At 70.0% G+C, this 16,948-nt stretch carries 15 protein-coding genes and 2 pseudogenes; 9 read left to right on the top strand and 8 right to left on the bottom strand.

The genetic code is table 11. The features are described from left to right. The first annotated feature begins 70 nt into the window (after positions 1 to 70). Together ctrA and ASF41_RS16395 are read left to right on the top strand one after the other, a co-directional pair. A complete protein-coding gene (gene ctrA / locus ASF41_RS16400) occupies positions 71 to 772 on the top strand; it encodes a response regulator transcription factor CtrA (RefSeq protein ID WP_056277588.1) in 702 nt (233 codons plus the stop codon). Positions 773 to 777: 5 nt separating this feature from the next. Next, on the top strand, positions 778 to 954 hold a 177-nt coding region (locus ASF41_RS16395; RefSeq protein WP_162242126.1), incomplete at its 5' end, for a helix-turn-helix domain-containing protein. Positions 955 to 1,232: 278 nt separating this feature from the next. Here ASF41_RS16395 and ASF41_RS24070 read toward each other — a convergent pair. The 4 genes and pseudogenes from ASF41_RS24070 to ASF41_RS16385 all read right to left on the bottom strand — a co-directional run. Next, positions 1,233 to 1,448 (bottom strand): annotated as a pseudogene (locus ASF41_RS24070) (IS3 family transposase); the annotation flags it as partial. A gap of 16 nt (positions 1,449 to 1,464) precedes the next feature. Then, entirely contained in the window at positions 1,465 to 1,656 is a 192-nt protein-coding gene (locus tag ASF41_RS25660; RefSeq protein ID WP_056495014.1) for a hypothetical protein, read from the bottom strand. Beyond that, a pseudogene (locus ASF41_RS25655) lies at positions 1,651 to 1,866 on the bottom strand (transposase); the annotation flags it as partial. The gene ASF41_RS25660 and the pseudogene ASF41_RS25655, both read right to left, overlap by 6 nt. Before the next feature lie 420 nt (positions 1,867 to 2,286). Continuing rightward, positions 2,287 to 3,003 carry a glutamine amidotransferase-related protein gene (locus tag ASF41_RS16385; protein WP_056495012.1) on the bottom strand — a complete coding sequence of 239 codons (717 nt, stop codon included), beginning with the start codon at positions 3,001 to 3,003 and terminating at the stop codon, positions 2,287 to 2,289. Between the two features lie 337 nt (positions 3,004 to 3,340). Between ASF41_RS16385 and ASF41_RS16380 the strand changes: the two genes are divergently transcribed. Continuing rightward, a complete protein-coding gene (locus ASF41_RS16380) occupies positions 3,341 to 4,993 on the top strand; it encodes a sensor histidine kinase (protein WP_056352900.1) in 1,653 nt (550 codons plus the stop codon). A gap of 112 nt (positions 4,994 to 5,105) precedes the next feature. Then, positions 5,106 to 5,507, top strand: a complete 402-nt coding sequence (locus tag ASF41_RS16375; RefSeq protein WP_200941282.1) for a response regulator — start codon at positions 5,106 to 5,108, stop codon at positions 5,505 to 5,507. A gap of 112 nt (positions 5,508 to 5,619) precedes the next feature. Here the strand turns inward: ASF41_RS16375 and eat are convergent, their stop codons facing one another. Both eat and ASF41_RS16365 read right to left on the bottom strand, forming a co-directional pair. Continuing rightward, positions 5,620 to 6,990, bottom strand: a complete 1,371-nt coding sequence (gene eat / locus ASF41_RS16370) for an ethanolamine permease (protein ID WP_056495009.1) — start codon at positions 6,988 to 6,990, stop codon at positions 5,620 to 5,622. 94 nt (positions 6,991 to 7,084) lie between these two features. Next, positions 7,085 to 8,284, bottom strand: a complete 1,200-nt coding sequence (locus ASF41_RS16365; RefSeq protein WP_056495006.1) for a ceramide glucosyltransferase — start codon at positions 8,282 to 8,284, stop codon at positions 7,085 to 7,087. Positions 8,285 to 8,382: 98 nt separating this feature from the next. On the opposite strand from ASF41_RS16365, the gene ASF41_RS16360 reads away from it, so the two are divergent. Beyond that, positions 8,383 to 9,393 carry an NAD(P)/FAD-dependent oxidoreductase gene (locus tag ASF41_RS16360; RefSeq protein ID WP_082504593.1) on the top strand — a complete coding sequence of 337 codons (1,011 nt, stop codon included), beginning with the start codon at positions 8,383 to 8,385 and terminating at the stop codon, positions 9,391 to 9,393. Between the two features lie 10 nt (positions 9,394 to 9,403). After that, on the top strand, positions 9,404 to 10,306 hold the full coding sequence (locus tag ASF41_RS16355; protein ID WP_056495003.1) for a histone deacetylase: 903 nt from the start codon (positions 9,404 to 9,406) through the stop codon (positions 10,304 to 10,306). Here the strand turns inward: ASF41_RS16355 and ASF41_RS16350 are convergent. Beyond that, the gene (locus ASF41_RS16350) at positions 10,264 to 10,545 is read right to left on the bottom strand and encodes a hypothetical protein (protein WP_056495000.1); all 282 of its coding nucleotides are present in this window, start codon (positions 10,543 to 10,545) and stop codon (positions 10,264 to 10,266) included. The two genes, ASF41_RS16355 and ASF41_RS16350, sit on opposite strands and share 43 nt — an antisense overlap. 189 nt (positions 10,546 to 10,734) lie before the next feature. Beyond that, positions 10,735 to 11,307, bottom strand: a complete 573-nt coding sequence (locus ASF41_RS16345) for a TetR/AcrR family transcriptional regulator (protein WP_056212657.1) — start codon at positions 11,305 to 11,307, stop codon at positions 10,735 to 10,737. Positions 11,308 to 11,553: 246 nt separating this feature from the next. On the opposite strand from ASF41_RS16345, the gene ASF41_RS16340 reads away from it, so the two are divergent. Genes ASF41_RS16340 through ASF41_RS16330 form a run of 3 tightly spaced genes read left to right on the top strand, consistent with a single transcriptional unit; the run spans position 11,554 to position 16,915 of the window. Then, a complete protein-coding gene (locus ASF41_RS16340) occupies positions 11,554 to 12,660 on the top strand; it encodes an efflux RND transporter periplasmic adaptor subunit (protein ID WP_244472728.1) in 1,107 nt (368 codons plus the stop codon). Beyond that, complete coding sequence (locus ASF41_RS16335; protein WP_056494997.1) at positions 12,657 to 13,748, top strand: efflux RND transporter periplasmic adaptor subunit; 1,092 nt, start codon at positions 12,657 to 12,659, stop codon at positions 13,746 to 13,748. The genes ASF41_RS16340 and ASF41_RS16335 overlap by 4 nt, the downstream gene beginning before the upstream one ends. 59 nt (positions 13,749 to 13,807) lie before the next feature. Continuing rightward, positions 13,808 to 16,915: an efflux RND transporter permease subunit gene (locus ASF41_RS16330; protein WP_056494994.1), complete on the top strand. Its 3,108-nt coding sequence runs from the start codon at positions 13,808 to 13,810 to the stop codon at positions 16,913 to 16,915. The last annotated feature ends 33 nt before the right edge of the window (positions 16,916 to 16,948 follow it).

Below are 16,948 nucleotides of genomic sequence, written 5' to 3'. Positions count from 1 at the left end.
GCGGTGCAACCTTAACGGTTTGTTGCCGATGCGCGTTCAGGATGCCTCAACCTTTGGAGGATCCTGGCCCATGCGTGTGCTGCTGATTGAGGACGACGCCTCTGTCGCGCAGAGCATCGAGTTGATGCTCAAGTCCGAGAGCTTCAACACCTACACCACGGATTTGGGTGAGGAGGGGATCGATCTCGGCAAGCTCTACGACTACGACATCATCTTGCTGGATCTGACCCTGCCGGACATCTCGGGCTACGAGGTGCTGCGCACGCTGCGGGCCGCGAAGATCAAGACGCCGATCCTGATCCTCTCCGGCATGGCCGGCATCGAGGACAAGGTGAAGGGCCTCGGCTTCGGCGCCGACGACTACCTGACCAAGCCCTTCCACAAGGACGAGCTCGTCGCCCGCATCCAGGCGATCGTGCGCCGCTCGAAGGGYCACGCCCAGTCGGTGATCACCACCGGCGACCTCATCGTGAACCTCGATGAGAAGACGGTGGCGATCGCGGGCAGCTACGTGAAGCTCACGGGCAAGGAGTACCAGATCCTGGAGCTGCTCGCCCTGCGGAAGGGCACGACGCTGACCAAGGAGATGTTCCTCAACCATCTCTACGGCGGCATGGACGAGCCCGAGCTGAAGATCATCGACGTCTTCATCTGCAAGCTGCGCAAGAAGCTGGCGAACGCCTCGTCGGGCAAGAACTACATCGAGACCGTCTGGGGCCGCGGTTACGTGCTCCACGATGGTGTCTCGGAGATGCGCGCCTTGGCCGGTTGAAGCCNAACCACCTCTACGGCGGCATGGACGAGCCCGAGCTGAAGATCATCGACGTCTTCATCTGCAAGCTGCGCAAGAAGCTGGCGAACGCCTCGTCGGGCAAGAACTACATCGAGACCGTCTGGGGCCGCGGTTACGTGCTCCATGATGGTGTCTCGGAGATGCGCGCCTTGGCGAGTTGAAGCCTTCGAAGCCGAACGGCAGCGGAGGATGGCAGACATCTCGATCAACGAACATGGCCCCTCACTGCGTTCAGAGGGCGAACAGATCCCGCTGTCCGAACCGGGCTTGCGCCCAAGGTCGTGATCCCTTCATGCGGGGTAGGCGTTTGAAGGTCGGAAGCGCCTTGTGCGCCTGACCGTACAAAACGGCCCCTACGATCCTGCATCCGTCGCCGCGATGATAGACATACGTCCGGTAGTGAACCGCGCCGGGTTCACCGGAGGCCATTTGGTTTGGGTCAAGCGGCCAAGGTTTGCACCTCGGTTTGAGCATAGTCGCGCGCTTCGGCTTCGGCGGGAGGCACGTTACCGATCGTTTCCAGCGGCCGACGGTGATTGAAACAATCCACCCATTCGAAAGCGGCGAACTCGACGGCTTAGAACGACCGCCACGGGCCGCGCCGGTGGATGACCTCGGTCTTGAACAGTCCGATCACGGTCTCGGCGAGAGCATTGAGGCTCCTATCGTCGTCAGGCGGTGTTCGCGAGCGGTTCGGAAGCTCGCAGGCGGCCGCAGAGATGGGCGTAGATCTCACGGGCGACGAACCGCTTCAGGCAGCGGATGATTTCGCGCTGCGTCAGGCCTTCGGCCAAACGCCGCTGCATGTAGGCCAGCGTCGGCAGATGGCTGCGCAGGCGCACGATCACGACCCGGTAGAGCACGGCGTTAGCCTGCCGGAGTTCGCGAACCTCCCGCTCCAGGGCCTTGATCCGCTCGCGCTCGTCCGTCGTCGGGCCGGCTCGTTGGCCCTGGTCCCGCTCGGCCTGGCGTACCCAATTCCGCAGCGTCTCGCCCGAGCAGCCGATCTTGGCGGCAATCGAGCGGATCGCCCCGTACTGGGAATCATGCTCGCCCAGGTGCTCTCACACCATCCGCACCGCGCGTTCACGGACCTAAGGGGAAAAAGGTGGGGTTCGTTTCGTCATGGCTCCATCCTCGCAAGAGTTGAGGCCTCCGGAAAACCCGGCACGGGTCAAACCTGCTGAGTGGTCGCGCGCGTCGCTTGATGGGGGCATCACGCGCTGGCTCGAGCCGACGGGTCGGTGAGGTTGTCCCTTGAACGCAGGGCGAGCCAAGGCCCCACCCTTGGGAAGCTACGTGTCAAGCGTGGCCGTTCCGGCAGGGTGTCGTGGCGGCGCGGGGGTCGTGGACGCGGAGATCCATCCGCCGGATGCCCCTCGGTTTGGACGCGGGCAGCCGTTCGCAAGGCCCTGGGCCTTCCTCCTGCCCAGCGGTTCGCGCGTCACGTCGCATCGCTCGCGAAGGGGGGATCACGGCCGTGAGCCCTTCGCTCAGACGCCTCGGCCCTGTTCGGCAGGATCCCTGAGGAATCGCCGAATCCATCCGCCGACGCGCGCGCCGTCGTTGGGAGCATCGAGTGACGCCAGGGCCCGGGCCCGCACGGCCGCGTCGAGATCGCCCGGACGGTGCCCGGCGATCAGGGCACGGGCATAGTCGGTGGTGAATTCCGGGTGGAACTGGACGGAGAAGGCGCGCCGGTTCGAATAGGCGAGGATGCCGTGGGGCGTGAAGGCGCTGCCCGCCAGCGTTCGGCTCCCCGGCGGCGCCTCGACGACCTGATCCTGGTGGATGGCCGGGACGGCGACCCGCGGCTCTCCATCCATCCAGTCTGCCGCCCGATGAATGTCGTAGGTGTGCAGGCCGATCCCCCAGCCCTTCGGCGATTTCTCGACCCGTCCGCCGAAGGCGGCCGCCATGACCTGATGCCCGAAGCAGATCCCCACGAGAGGCTTGTCCGGGTCGAGATCACGCAGGGAGGCGATCAGCGTTCCGATCCAGGGGAGGGGATCGTAGGCGCCGGCCGGCGAACCCGTGACGAGGGTGGCGTCGAAGGTGTCCGGATCGGTGGGCCATTCGTCCCGGTTCACCCGGAACACCGAGACGTCGTGCCCGGAGCCGAGCCGGTCGGCGGTCATCCGGCCATAGCCCGGGTATCGGCCGGCGAGCCGCTCCGGGGGCGTGCCCGCTTCGAGAATTGCGATCTTCATGGATGGGAGACGGTGAACCGGCGTTTCACCCCCGATACCAGAACCCCCTCCGGTCAGCCCGCCGATTCTTCATGTGAATCGCGCCGCGGCGGTGATCCACGATTCGGGCTTCGGGAGGTGGGCGATAGGGCCCGCGTCCGGCGGCCCGACCGACCGGCACCGCGATCCGGCGCAGGATCCGGTTTCGCGCGCGCCCCCGTTGTGCAGCAGTTCCGGAATACGTCCGCATGGTCTTCATCCATGGGAGTCGTCCCGTGGCACCCTTGTGCCGACACGGGCTCAGTGACTTCATCCGAAACGGAGGATACAACGGCTGGCCGCCGGGGAAGTTCCCTTCATGAGCTGTCATCTCGATCAGGGTATCAGGCCAGATACATCCGATCCGCAGCGGCTTGCTGAGCTGGCCGCGCTCGACATCCTCGACACAGCTCCGGAGCAGGCGTTCGATGATGTCGTTCAACTGGCCCGGTTGCTGTGCGGATCGCCCGTCGCCTTGATCAGCCTGGTCGACAGCGATCGGCAATGGTTCAAGGCCCGCGTCGGGTTTCCCCGCTGCGAGACCGATCTCAATGCGTCGGTCTGCGTCTACGCCCTGAGCGAGCCCGACCTGCTCGTGATTCCCGACCTGACGGGCGATCCCCGCACCTGCCGGAACCCCCTCGTCACGGGGGATCCGCATATCCGCTTCTACGCCGGCGCCCCCCTGCGGATGCCCAGCGGCCGCGTGCTCGGCACCCTGTGCGTGCTCGATCACCAGCCGCGCGCGGGTGGTCTGACGGACGATCAGGCGGACGGTCTGCGCCGCCTGACGCGTCAGGTGACGACGCTGATCGACGAGCGCCGGCAGATCGCCCTGGTGAAGGCCGAGGAGGTCTATGCCCGTGCGGCCTCCCTCCGGCGCGCCGCGCTGATCGAACTCGGGGATTTCCTGCGGAACGAGGCCTCCGTGCCGGCGATGACGCACCGGGCGGCGGAGATCGTCGGCCGGACCCTGGACGCCAGCCGGACCGGATACGGCGAACTCGACGGGGCCGGCGAGTACATCACCATCCATCGCGACTGGACCACCGTCGGCTCGGACAGCCTCGTCGGGCGGCATCGCTTCATGGACCACGAGACCCTCGGCCCCTGCCTTTCGCGCGGGGAGACCCTCGTGGTCGACGCCGTGGCCGAGGATCCGCGCACCGTTGAGGCGGCCGCGCTCCTCTCGCGAATCAATGTCGGCGCGATGCTCAACGTCCCGGTGCGTGAGCGCGGTCGCAGCGTCGGCCTGTTCTTCGTGCACAGTGACGCGCCGCGCCCGTGGCGGCACGAGGAGATCGCCTTCGTCCGCAACGTCGCGGATCGCGTCCAGGTGGGCATCGCGCGCCTGCGGGCCGAGGAACATCAGGCGGTGCTCAACCGTGAGCTCAGCCATCGCATGAAGAACATGCTGGCCATGGTCCAGGCGATCGCGACCCAGACCCTGCGCAGCGCACCCGACCTCGAGACCGCCAGGGACGTGCTGGCCGACCGCCTGATCGCGATGAGCAAGGCCCACGACCTGCTTCTCAGCGGAACCCGCGAGAGCGCCAGCATCGAGGCGGTCATTCGCGGGGCTCTCGAGATTCACGACGATGCCCGGTCGGAGCGGCTGCACCTGGCCGGTCCCTTCGTCCAGGTCGGCTCCAGGGCCGCCCTCTCCCTTGCGTTGATGGTCCACGAACTGGCGACGAACGCGGCCAAGTACGGGGCGCTGTCCCGATCCGAGGGCTCGGTCGCCGTGATCTGGACCATCGAGACCGAGGGGCCCGAAGCGATGCTGTCCCTGTGCTGGACCGAGCGTGGCGGCCCCGCGGTGGTCACCCCGACGCGCCGGGGTTTCGGAAGCCGCCTGATCGAGCGCGGCCTCGCCGGCGCGGTGGGCGGGGCGGTGAGCACCACCTACGCGTCCACAGGCCTGGTCTGTACCCTGGCTGCGCCCCTGCGCGGGATAGAAGCGGAGGAGTAAGGCCCATAGGGTCCGCCGGCTCGGAGTGCGGGACGCGAGGATCGCTCGATGCCGGTGGCGGCGACAGGGCCGCTATGCCGGACCTTTTCTCGACCGCGAAGCGTTGAGGTTCATGCCCTACCCGACCTCCTCCAAAGGCTCGCACGCTCTCGTGGTGGAGGATGACGGTCTGATCCGCATGGATGCCGTCGATATTCTCGAGCGGGCGGGCTACGCCACCCTCGAGGCTCAGACCGCGGATCAGGCCCTGGACCTGCTGCGCCGCTGCCATCGGGACGTGACCGTCCTGTTCACCGATGTCCGGATGCCCGGCACGCAAGACGGCTTCTCCCTGGCGCGGGAGACCGCGCGGACCTACCCGCACATCGCCATCTTGGTCTCGTCGGGAATTGCCCGTCCCGTCGTCGGCGACATGCCCGCGCTCGCCCATTTCATCGAGAAGCCCTTCAGCGCCCGCATCGTCAATCGCCATCTGCAGCAGATGATCGACGAGAACGGGATGAAGGTTCAGTAGCGCCTGGGCCTGGGCTACGCCCCCGGGCGCCTTTCACCGTGCCCCTTGCCCCCGGCCACCACCGCGCGGCATTGCGAAAGGCGCCGCGATCGGCCTCCGGCGGCATTCGGGTTCAGAGCGCCGGGTCGCAGAGCGGCTTGCCCGAGGCCGGCGTCGCAAACCCTTTCGCCGCGAGCACGGCCAGACCCATCAGGACGAGGAAGATCGCGAAGATCACCGGGTTGTAGACGACCAGGGCGACGAAGCAGACCGCCGCCAGGGTGAGGGCGAAGGCGGGCGCCGCCGGGTAGAGGGGAGCGCGATAGGGGCGGGCGAGATCCGGCGCGATCCGGCGCAGCCGGAACAGGCTCGCCAGGCTCATCCCGTACATCACCAGCGCGCCGAACACCGCCATGGTGACGATGCTGGCGGTGAGCGACTGCCCCGCGATGGTCACCAGGTTGTCGCTGTAGATCGCCGCGATCCCGACGACGCCCCCGGCGAGGGTGGCGACGTGCGGCGTGCGGAAGCGCGGGTGCAATCGGGCGAGTCCGCGGGGCAGGAAGCCGGCCCGGGCCAGGGCGTAGATCTGGCGCGAGTAGCCCATGATGATGCCGTGGAACGAGGCGACGAGGCCGAACAGGCCGAGCCAGACCAGCATATGCAGCCAGCCGCTGGATTCCCCCACCACGCCCTTCATCGCCTGGGGGAGGGGATCGTTGAGATTGCTCAGGGTCCGCCAGTCGCCCGAGCCGCCGGCGAAGAGCATCACGCCGAAGGCCAGGGCCGTCAGGGTCAGCACGCCCGTGATGTAGGCGACGGGGATGGTGCGTTTGGGGTCCTTGGCCTCCTCGGCGGCCATCGCCACGCCCTCGATGGCGAGGAAGAACCAGATGGCGAACGGGATCGCGGCGAACATGCCGCCGATCGCCTGCAGGCCGAACCGGTCCGCGCCGGCCCAGCCGTGGGCGGCGAAGTGCGACCAGGCGAAGGCCGGGGCGACGACGCCCATGAAGACCAGGAGTTCGGCCACCGCCAGGATCGTCACGAACAGCTCGAAGGTCGCGGCGATCTGCACGCCGACGATGTTGAGGGACATGAAGACGAGGTAGGCGCCCAAAGCCGCGTGCTTCGGATCGAGGCCCGGGAACTGCACGTTGAGATAAGCGCCGATCGCCAGGGCAATGGCGGGCGGGGCGAACACGAACTCGATCAGCGTGGCGTAGCCGGCGATGCAGCCGCCCACCGGCCCGAAGGCGCGCCGGCTGTAGGCGAAGGGGCCGCCGGCCTGCGGGATCGCCGTGGTGAGTTCGGTGAAGCTGAAGATGAAGGCGACGTACATCGCCGCCACGGCCGTGGTGGTGATGAGGAAGCCCAGGGTCCCGGCGGAGGCCCAGCCGTAGCTCCAGCCGAAATACTCGCCCGAAACGACGAGCCCGACTGCGATGCCCCAGAGGTGGAAGGCGTTCAGGCCCCTGTGGAGGCCGCTCGTCTCGGTCTGCATCGCCCTGGCTCCGTCCGCCCGCCGCGGGCGGGGGAGCTTGAAGCAAGAGCGCTGCCGTGCCCTCGCGTCGGACGGAGGACTGGCACCGGCGCGTTCAGGCGGCGCTGGCGCGGGGCCGCGGGCGGCGCCAGGGGTTGCGCCGGGAGGGCTCGGACGCCTTCGTCCGGATGTCCATGGGATTGCCGCGCCAGACGATGGCGCCCCGCAGCCAAGCGCTCACCCACAGGGCGGGAACCAGGGCGTCGCGGATCAGGAAGGCCAGGAGCAGCCGGGGGTGCCGGTACCAGCGCGCCCGGACGGCCAGGGCGATCTCGGCCCCGTACCACAGGCCTGTGAGCCCGAGGAGGAGGCCGGCCAAGGGGATGGACGGCGCGGCCGCGAGGGCGGCCGCGAAGGGCAGGAGCGGGCCGCAGCCGATCTCGGGGGCGAAGAAGAGCGGGAAGGTGACCCGGCGCAGGCGCGCCCAGCGCAGCTGCCGGGACCAGACCTCGGCGAGGGTGCGCTGCCCGAGGGGCTGGTCGAAGGGGACGGCCACGAGATGCACCTGCGCCCCCGCCGCGCGCACGAGCTTCGTCGCCGCCGCATCCTCGGCGATCTCGGACGCGAGCGCCCGGATGCCGCCGCGGGCCTCCAGGAAGGGCTTGTGCCAGAGCATGCTCTTGCCCTGGGCGAAGCCGAGGCCGAGGGCCTCGCCGGTATATTGCCAGCGCGCCTGCAGGGTGTTGAGGAAGGCGCATTCCACCGCGGCGAACAGGCCCGCGGGGCGGGCCCCGATCGGCGTCGAGCAGACGAGGCCGGTGTTCGGGCGCCAGGCCGCCTGCAGCTGCTGCAGGTAGTCCGGCGGCATCGCGACGTTCGAGTCGGCCAGCACCACCCAGTCGTGGCGGGCCGCCTCCCAGCCGCGCACGCAATTGTTCAGCTTCGGGTTGTCGCTGATCCGCTCGTCGCCGACGATCAGGCAGGCGGGCACGCGGGGATGCGCCGCCATCAGGCGTTCCAGCAACGGCACGATGGGGTCGGCCCCGTGGGCGACGCAGAAGATCAGCTCGTAGTCGGGATGGGCGAGATGGAAGCCGCGCGTCAGTAATTCCTCGCTGAAGGCCTCGACGCCGCAGACCGGTCGCACCAGGGAGATCGGGGCGGCGCTCGGAAACACCGACGCGCCGTTGCGCCGCCCGATCCGCAGGGCCGCCACCGCGATGCCCACGAGGTTGATGCAGGTCAGGGCGACGCATAGCCAGAGGGCGGCCGTAGCGCCCGGCTCCGACAGCTCCTGCAGCGCCTGGTCCCACATCCGCGACGTCCCCCGTTCGCGAAACCCCACCATCGCAGCCCGGCGCGGGTTGGACACCGCGTCGCGTCCCCGGCTGCACAGCGCCCCTAACAGCCGTGATGCTTCAGTCGTATGACAGCCCCGGATCACGAGGGGGAGTGCGGGTGGCGGAACCGGTGCAAGGGGCGAGACCGGCGCGCGTGGCGATCGTGGGGGCCGGGATGGCAGGGGCGAGCGCGGCACGCGCGCTCCACGCGGCCGGGTTCTCCGTCGCCCTGTTCGACAAGGGCCAGCAGCCGGGGGGCCGCATGGCGAACCGCCGCGACGACGAGACCGGCCTCAGCTTCGACCACGGCGCGCAGGTGATGCGGGCGCACGGACCCGCCTTCCGCGCCCGCCTCGCCGACTGGGCGGCCAGCGGCCGCGTCGCGCCCTACGATGCGCCCGGCAGCGTCACCGCCGTGCCCGACATGACCGCGCCCGTGCGCGACCTCCTCGCCGGCCTCGACGTACAGGTCGGGCGCACCGTCACCGCCCTGGCGCGCACCGACGGCGGCTGGCGACTCACCCTGGCGGAGGCCGGCGAGGACCGGCTCTTCGACGCGGTCGCCCTGACGCTGCCGGGCCCGCAGGCCCTGCGCCTCCTCGCCGCGAGCGGTCTCGCCCTGCCCGGGGTGGAGCGGGCGACCTACGCGCCCTGCTGGTCGCTGATGCTGGCCTGCGAGCACGACCTGCCCCTCCCGGGCGACGTCCTGCGCCCCGCGGACGGGCCGGTCGCCGCGATGTTCCGCGAGGGCGCGAAGCCCGGGCGCCCGACCGCGCCCGTCGCCTACACCGTCCATGCCACGCCGGACTGGTCGAAGACGCATCTCGAAGAGGCCCCGGAGGCGGTGCGGGCCGCGCTGCTCGCCGCCCTGGGCGACCTGTTCGGCGGCCCCGTCACCCCCCTGCGGGCCCGCGCCCATCGCTGGCGCTACGCCCTCGTGGAGGAGACCTGCGGCGCCCCCTGTCTCTACGATCCGGGCCGGCGTCTCGGCTATGCCGGCGACGGCTGCCTCGGGCCGCGCATCGAGGCCGCCTTCGACAGCGGGCTCGCCCTCGCGGACCGGCTGATCGCGGATCTCGCATGAGCCGGTCACGATGAGCCTGCCCATCGTCTTCCACCCGGCCTACGAGGCGACCCTGCCCGAAGGCCATCGCTTTCCGATGCGCAAGTATGGGCGCCTGGCCGCGCTGCTGGTGGAGCAGGGACTGGTGCCGGGCGGCTTCGCGCGGCCGGAGCCCGCCGGGGCCGATCTCCTCGCCGCGGCCCACGACCGCGCCTACGTGGAGGCCGTGCTCGCCCTCGACGTCTCCCGCGAGATCGAGCGCACCATCGGCCTGCCCGTGGGCGCCTCGGTGGTCGCCCGTTCCTGCGCCTCGGTGGGGGGGACGCTGCTGGCGGCCCGCCTCGCCCTGGCGCACGGCCTCGCGGGCAGCACCGCCGGCGGCAGCCACCATGCCCGCCGCGAGACCGGCGCTGGCTTCTGCATCTTCAACGACGTGGCAGTGGCCGCGCGCACGCTGCACGCCGAAGGCACCATCGCCCGTGCCCTGGTGGTGGATTGCGACGTCCACCAGGGCGACGGCACCGCCGATTGCCTCGGCGGCACGCCCGATCTCTTCACCCTCTCGATCCACGCCGAGAAGAACTACCCGACGCGCAAGATCGCCGGCGACCGCGATGTCGGCCTGCCCGACGGCGTCGACGATGCCGGCTATCTCGCGGTGCTGGCGGCCCATGTCGGGCCGCTGCTCGATGCGATCCGCCCCGACATCGTCTTCTACAATGCCGGCGTCGACCCCCATCGCGACGACCGGCTCGGCCGCCTCGATCTCACAGATGCGGGCCTGCTGGCGCGCGACCGCTTCGTCGTCGGCGAGGCGCATCGGCGGGGCATTCCCTTCGTCGGGGTGATCGGCGGCGGCTACTCCACCGACATCGTCGCCCTCGCGGCCCGTCACGCCCTGGTCTTCGCAGCCATGGCCGAACGGGCGGCCTGACCGGGCACCCGTTCGGCCGTCGCGGCGGTGACCTCGACCTCGGCTTTCGACAGCGCCGCGTGGCGGGCGACGATCCGGTCGATCGTCCGACCCGGCTGCCCGCCGCAATACAGCGTGCGCAGGAGTTCGAAGCCGTGGGCATCCTCCTGCGCCAGGATGTGGCTGTCGCCGGAGGCGGGCGGCACCGGCAGCGTCGGACGCCGCCGCTTCAGGTCCCGCGCCGGGGCGACGCCGCCCATGCCGGGCAGGACCCGAGACCGCGATGTCGAAGGGGGGGCGTCCCGCGTGCCTTCCGCCGGCGCGCTCCCGGCGTCGGGAGGCCCGGTCGGCCGGCGACCGAAACGCGTCGGCATCGCTACGCGGCAGAGGCCTGTGTCGCCGTTCGCTCCTCAAGGTTCAAGAAACGCACGCGCGGCGCGCGTGCGGCTTCAGGCCGGGATCGGCTTCGGCAGGCTCCGGGCGGCGCTCTCCATGGCGTCGAACAGCTTCTCCAGTTCCGCGCCCTCGAGGCAGTGGAAGCCCAGGGTGCGGCTGAGCAGCAAGCCCAGGGTGGCGAAGGTCAGCATCGCGCCGGCCCCCGGGCAGCAGGCCACGTCCTCCATCTGGGCGAGGCGCTGCTTCAGGAAGGCGTTGAAGCCCGCGAAGGCCTCGGGGTTTTCCGCCGAGGCCAGCAGGAGCGCGCGGGGAAACCCGTCCTCGTCGGCGTAGACCTGACGGGCATGCGCGATCAGGGCGAGGGGGAGTGCGGCCGGACCCGGACCCTGCTCGACCTCGTGCGCGGCCACGCTCTCGCGGATCTCCCGCAGCTTGCGCTCGGCCAGCGCGGAGATCAGTGCGTCCTTCGAGGCGTAGTGATGCAGCACGCCCCCCTTGCTGAGCGAGGCCTCGGCCGCCACCGCGTCGATGGTGAGCGTCCGGGTGCCCATGCGCCGGATCAGGCGTTCGGCGGCATCCAGGATGACCACCGGTCGGTCTTCGCGGCGGGTACGCGCCTTCATCATCGACGATCCAGCCGGTTCACCGGCGGTTTCGAGGGCGGGAGATCTGTTGCCAGAGCCGGCGCGAAGATCGGGAAACGACAATGGGATATCGGGGAACGACGGCGGCGGGAAGACGGTTCGCCGAAAAAAGAAACCGTCTGGACGGTCGGTAGTGGAGCCGATATGGGTGACGCCAGAGAGGGCCTTTTCGAGTTCGAGGACGCGATGGTGGGTAGGCTGAGGGTGTGGCCGCGCAGGTGCGCGGGCGTGGCCTTCGTGCTCGCGGTCTGTGCCGTCGCGCTGGCGCCGGCCCGGGGCGGCGAGGCGGTGGCCGGGGAAACGGCCAGGGAGACGGGGAAACCGGCGAGCCCCGCCGTCGCCGTCGTGCGCACGGCCGTGGCGCGCGCCACCACGATCGCCTCCGACCTGATCTTCACCGGGGATATCCAGGCCCAGTCCCAGGTCAACGTGGCCTTCCGGACCAACGGCAAGATCGCGCAGCGCCTCGTGGAGGTCGGCGACCACGTCACCGCCGATCGGGTGCTGGCCAAGCTCGATCCCCAGGAGCAGCGCGCCAACCTCAACAACGCCCAGGCCGCGCTCACCTCGGCTGAGGCGCTGCTGACCCAGGCCAAGCTGAACTTCAAGCGTCAGGAGCAGCTCCTCGCCAGTGGCTACACCACCCGCCCGAGCTACGACGATGCCGAACAGCAGCTGCGCACCACGCAGGCCTCGGTGGATTCCGCCAAGGCCGCCCTCGGCAGCGCCGAGGAGCAGTACTCCTACACGGACCTGAAGGCGGGCGTGGACGGCATCGTCCTCAGCCGGACCTTCGAAGTCGGCCAGGTCGTGCAGACCGGCCAGACGGTGCTGGCGATGGCCCAGGACGGCCCCCGCGACGCGGTGTTCAACATCTTCGAGGCGGTGCTGGCCGCCCCCCCCGAGAGCAAGACCGTGGAGGTGACGCTGCAGGCCGACCCGCGGGTCAAGGCGACCGGCCGGGTGCGCGAGATCTCGCCCAGCGTCGATGCCGCCTCCGGCACGGTCCGGGTCAAGGTCGGGCTCGACGCGACGCCCCAGGCCATGAGCCTCGGCGCCATCGTGGTCGGCACCGGCAAGTTCCGGCCGCGCCAGGCGATCGTGCTGCCCTGGTCGGCCCTCTACCGCTGGGAGAACGCCCCGGCCGTCTGGGTCCGCGATCCCACCCACAGCACCGTCGCGCCCCGTCCGGTCGTGATCGAGCGCTACGGGCCCAACACCATCGCGCTCAAGGGCGGCGTCGAGCCCGGCGAGGAGGTCGTCATCGCGGGCATCCAGCTCCTGCGCCCGGGCCAGACCGTTGCCGTCTCGCAGACCCTGGAGGCGGCGCGATGATCCGCCCGACCCTGCTCCGGTCGACCCTGGGCGCCCTGGCGCTGGTCTCGCCCCTCGGCGCCTGCCACGCCGCCGAGGAGACGGCCCCGCCGCCACCCGTACGGCCGGTCCTGTACCGGGTCGTGAAGCCGGTGGCGGCCCAGGTCTTCGGCCCCTTCGCGGGGGTCGTGGCCCCCCGCTACCAGTCGGAGATCGGCTTCCAGATCGCCGGCCGGATGATCGCCCGCGACGTCACCGTGGGCGACATCGTCCACAAGGGCCAGCGCATCGCCGCCCTCGATCCGGTGGTGACGCGCTTCGCCCTGACCCGCGCCGAGGCGGACCTCGCCGACGCGAAGGCGCAGGCCGAGAACGCGAGCGCCACGGAATCGCGGCGCCGGCGCCTGCTGGCCGGCGGCAACGTCACCCAGGCCCAGCTCGATACCGCCGTGGCGAGCCGCGACACCGCCCAGGCCCGCGTCTCCCAGGCGGAGGCGAACCTGCAGCGGGCCCGGGACCAGATGGGCTACACCGAGCTGCACGCGGATTTCGACGGCGTCGTCACGGTACGCAGCGCCGAGGTCGGGCAGGTGCTCAGCGCGGGCCAGGCCGTGGCGACCCTGGCCCGCCCCGAGGAGCGCGAGGCCGTGGTGGACATCCCCGAGGAGCTCGTCGGGACGATGCCCACGGATGCCCAGTTCACGGTGGCGCTCCAGAGCGCCCCGGACGTCACGGCGACGGCACGGGTGCGCGAGATCGCCCCCTTCGCCGACCAGACCACGCGCACCCGGCGCATCCGCATGACCCTGCTCAAGCCCTCCGAGGCCTTCCGGCTGGGCTCGACCCTCACCGTCACCCTGGCGCGGGCCGAGGCGCCTCACGTCGACCTGCCCGCCGCCGCGGTGCTGACGGAGGACGGCCGCGACGCGGTCTGGGTCGTCGCACCGGACGGGAAGAGCGTGCGCAAGCGGCCGGTCACCGTCACCCGCCGCGACCCGGAGCGCGTGAGCATCGGCACGGGCCTGAACGCCGGAGAGCGGGTGGTCCTGGCCGGGGTCCACTCGCTCCAGGAGGGGCAGGCCGTGCGCTTGCCCGACCCGACGCCCTGAGCCCGGGCACCGCCGCCATCCATGATCAGCCGCCATCCCGGTGAGGCGAGAGCAAACCCGTGAAGTCCTTCAATCTCTCCGAATGGGCCTTGGAGCATCGCTCCTTCGTCTGGTTCCTGATGCTGATCTCCGTGGTGGCCGGCTTCCTGGCCTACGAGCGCCTCGGCCGCGAGGAGGACCCGCCCTTCGCAATCAAGACCATGATCGTGCAGGCGCGCTGGCCGGGCGCCACCATCAGCGACACCCTCGATCAGGTCACCGAGCGGATCGAGAAGGAAGTGCAGCAGATCGATGCCGTCGATTTCAGCCGCAGCTACACCACGCCGGGCCAGGCCACGGTGTTCGTGCAGCTGCGCGAGACGACGCCACCCAAGACCATCCCGGCGATCTTCTACCAGGTCCGCAAGCGCATCGGCGACATCCAGGGCACGTTCCCGCAGGGCATCCAGGGTCCGTTCTTCAACGACGAGTTCGGTGACGTGTTCGGCAACGTCTACGCCTTCACGGCCGACGGCGTGACCCCGCGGCAGCTGCGCGACTACGTCGAGCGCGTCCGCGCCGAGGTGAAGAAGGTGCCGTCTGCGGGCAAGATGCAGCTTCTCGGCGCCCAGGACGAGGTGATCTACCTCGACTTCTCCACCCGCAAGCTCGCCGGCCTCGGCCTCGACACCAACTCGGTCATCCGCACCCTGCAGTCGCAGAATGCCATCGCGCCCTCGGGCGTGATCCAGGCGGGCCCCGAACGGGTCTCCGTCCGGGTGGGCGGCCAGTTCGTCAACGAGGAGAGCCTGCGCGCCGTGAACCTGCGGGTGAACGATCGCTTCTTCCGCCTCTCCGACGTCGCCGAGATCTCCCGCGGCTTCACCGACCCGCCGACCGACCTGTTCCGTTTCAACGGCCAGCCGGCCATCGGCCTCGCCATCGCGATGCAGCCCTCGGGCAACCTGCTCACCTTCGGGCACGACCTGAAGGAGCGGATGCGCAAGCTCGAGGGCGAATTGCCGGTGGGCGTCGGCATCCACCTCGTCTCGGACCAGCCCAAGATCGTCGAGGAGGCGGTGGGCGGATTCACCAAGGCGCTCGTCGAGGCCGTGGTGATCGTGCTCGCGGTCAGCTTCATCTCGCTCGGCTGGCGCGCCGGCCTCGTGGTCTCGCTGTCGATCCCGCTGGTGCTCGCCATCGTGTTCGTGGTCATGCAGGTGATGGGCGTCACGCTCCAGCGCATCTCGCTCGGCGCGCTCATCATCGCGCTGGGCCTCCTCGTGGACGACGCCATGATCACCGTCGAGATGATGGTCGCGCGGCTGGAGGTCGGCGACAGCCTGAAGAAGGCCGCTACCTTCGCCTACACCTCCACCGCCTTCCCGATGCTCACCGGCACCCTGGTGACGGTGGCGGGCTTCCTGCCCATCGGCTTCAACGGCTCGTCGGCGGGCGAGTACACCTACTCGCTCTTCGTCGTCATCGCCGCCTCGCTCCTGGTCTCCTGGGTGGTGGCGGTGCTGTTCGCGCCCCTGATCGGGGTGAAGCTCCTGCCGAAGCAGATGAAGCACAAGGACCACGGCGCCCCGAGCCGGTCCATGCGGATCTTCACCGGCCTATTGCTGGGCGCCATGCGCTGGCGCTGGACCACCGTCGCGGCCTGCGTCGGCATGCTCGGCGCGGCGATCGTCGGCATGGGCTTCGTCCAGCAGCAGTTCTTCCCGGCCTCCGACCGGCCCGAACTCCTCGTCGACATGACGCTGCCGCAGAACGCCAGCATCGCCGAGACCAAGGGCCAGATGGACCGCTTCGAGGCGACCCTGGTGGGCGACCCCGAGATCGTACGCTGGTCGTCCTATGTCGGCCAGGGCGCGGTGCGCTTCTACCTGCCCCTCGACCAGCAGCTCGGGAACGCCTTCTTCGGCCAGATCGTGATCGAGACGAAGTCGATCGAGGCGCGCGAGCGCATGAAGCTGAAGCTCGACAAGCTCGCCCGCGAGCAGTTCGTCGGCACCGACTTCCTCATCCACTCCCTCGACCTCGGCCCCCCCGTCGGGCGTCCGGTGCAGTACCGCCTCAGCGGCCCCGACCTGCAGACCCTGCGGGCCCAGGCGCTCACCCTCGGCAACATCGTCGGCGCCAACCCGCATCTCGACGTGCCGACCTTCGACTGGAACGAGCCCGGCAAGGTGCTCAAGGTCGACATCATCCAGGACAAGGCGCGCCAGCTCGGCGTGACCTCGGAGGACATCGCCGGACTGCTCAACGGCATCGTCGGCGGCCGGTCGATCACCCAGGTCCGCGACTCGATCTACCTCGTCAACGTGGTCGCCCGCGCGCAGGCCGTGGAGCGCAACTCCCTCGACACCCTGCAGAGCCTGCAGGTGCCGCTGGCCAATGGCAGCGTGGTGCCGCTCCTGGCCTTCGCCACCATCGGGTACGAACTGGAGCAGCCCATCGTCTGGCGCCGCGACCGCCTGCCGACCATCACGGTGCGGGCCTCGATCGCGGACGACACCCAGCCCGCCACGGTGGTCGCCCAGCTCGACGAGACGATCACCGCGTTCGGCAAGTCCCTGCCCGACGGCTATGTCCTGGCGGTGGGCGGGGCGGTGGAGGAGAGCGCCAAGGGCCAGGGGCCCATCGCCGCGGTGGCGCCGGTGATGCTCCTCACCATGGCGATGTTCCTGATGATCCAGCTCCAGAGTTTCCAGAAGCTCTTCCTGGTGGCCAGCGTGGCGCCGCTCGGGCTCATCGGCGTCGCCATCGCGCTCCTCACCTTCAACAAGCCCATGGGCTTCGTGGCGATCCTGGGTGTGCTGGCGCTGATCGGCATCATCGTGCGCAACTCGGTGATCCTGGTGACCCAGATCGACGAGTACGAGCGCGACGGGCTGGCGCCGTGGGACGCGGTGGTGGATGCCACCTGCCACCGCATGCGCCCGATCCTGCTGACCGCGGCGGCGGCCAGCCTCGGCCTCGTCCCCATCGCCCGCGAGGTGTTCTGGGGACCGATGGCCTACGCGATGATCGGCGGCATCCTGGCGGCCACCTTCCTGACGCTGTTCTTCCTGCCCGCCCTCTATGTCGGCTGGTACCGGATCAAGGCGCCGCCGAAGGGCACTCCGCGCAAGGTCCACGGCGCGGACGGGCAGGTCCACGGTGCCGAGGCGCCCGCAGGCTGACCCACGGATCCGCGGATCCGCGGGCGGGCACCG

The sequence above is a fragment of the Methylobacterium sp. Leaf111 genome (genome assembly GCF_001423285.1).
In the GTDB taxonomy this organism is placed as follows: domain Bacteria; phylum Pseudomonadota; class Alphaproteobacteria; order Rhizobiales; family Beijerinckiaceae; genus Methylobacterium.
This window is presented reverse-complemented; position numbering and strand designations above follow the sequence as displayed.

What these genes read in the sequence shown, in the direction of transcription:
- ASF41_RS16385 (WP_056495012.1), bottom strand. Translation starts at nt 3,003, where the DNA reads ATGAAGATCGCAATTCTCGAAGCGGGCACGCCCCCGGAGCGGCTCGCC.
- ASF41_RS16380 (WP_056352900.1), top strand. Translation starts at nt 3,341, where the DNA reads ATGAGCTGTCATCTCGATCAGGGTATCAGGCCAGATACATCCGATCCG.
- ASF41_RS16375 (WP_200941282.1), top strand. Translation starts at nt 5,106, where the DNA reads ATGCCCTACCCGACCTCCTCCAAAGGCTCGCACGCTCTCGTGGTGGAG.
- eat (WP_056495009.1), bottom strand. Translation starts at nt 6,990, where the DNA reads ATGCAGACCGAGACGAGCGGCCTCCACAGGGGCCTGAACGCCTTCCAC.
- ASF41_RS16365 (WP_056495006.1), bottom strand. Translation starts at nt 8,284, where the DNA reads ATGTGGGACCAGGCGCTGCAGGAGCTGTCGGAGCCGGGCGCTACGGCC.
- ASF41_RS16360 (WP_082504593.1), top strand. Translation starts at nt 8,383, where the DNA reads ATGCTTCAGTCGTATGACAGCCCCGGATCACGAGGGGGAGTGCGGGTG.
- ASF41_RS16355 (WP_056495003.1), top strand. Translation starts at nt 9,404, where the DNA reads ATGAGCCTGCCCATCGTCTTCCACCCGGCCTACGAGGCGACCCTGCCC.
- ASF41_RS16350 (WP_056495000.1), bottom strand. Translation starts at nt 10,545, where the DNA reads ATGGGCGGCGTCGCCCCGGCGCGGGACCTGAAGCGGCGGCGTCCGACG.
- ASF41_RS16345 (WP_056212657.1), bottom strand. Translation starts at nt 11,307, where the DNA reads ATGATGAAGGCGCGTACCCGCCGCGAAGACCGACCGGTGGTCATCCTG.
- ASF41_RS16335 (WP_056494997.1), top strand. Translation starts at nt 12,657, where the DNA reads ATGATCCGCCCGACCCTGCTCCGGTCGACCCTGGGCGCCCTGGCGCTG.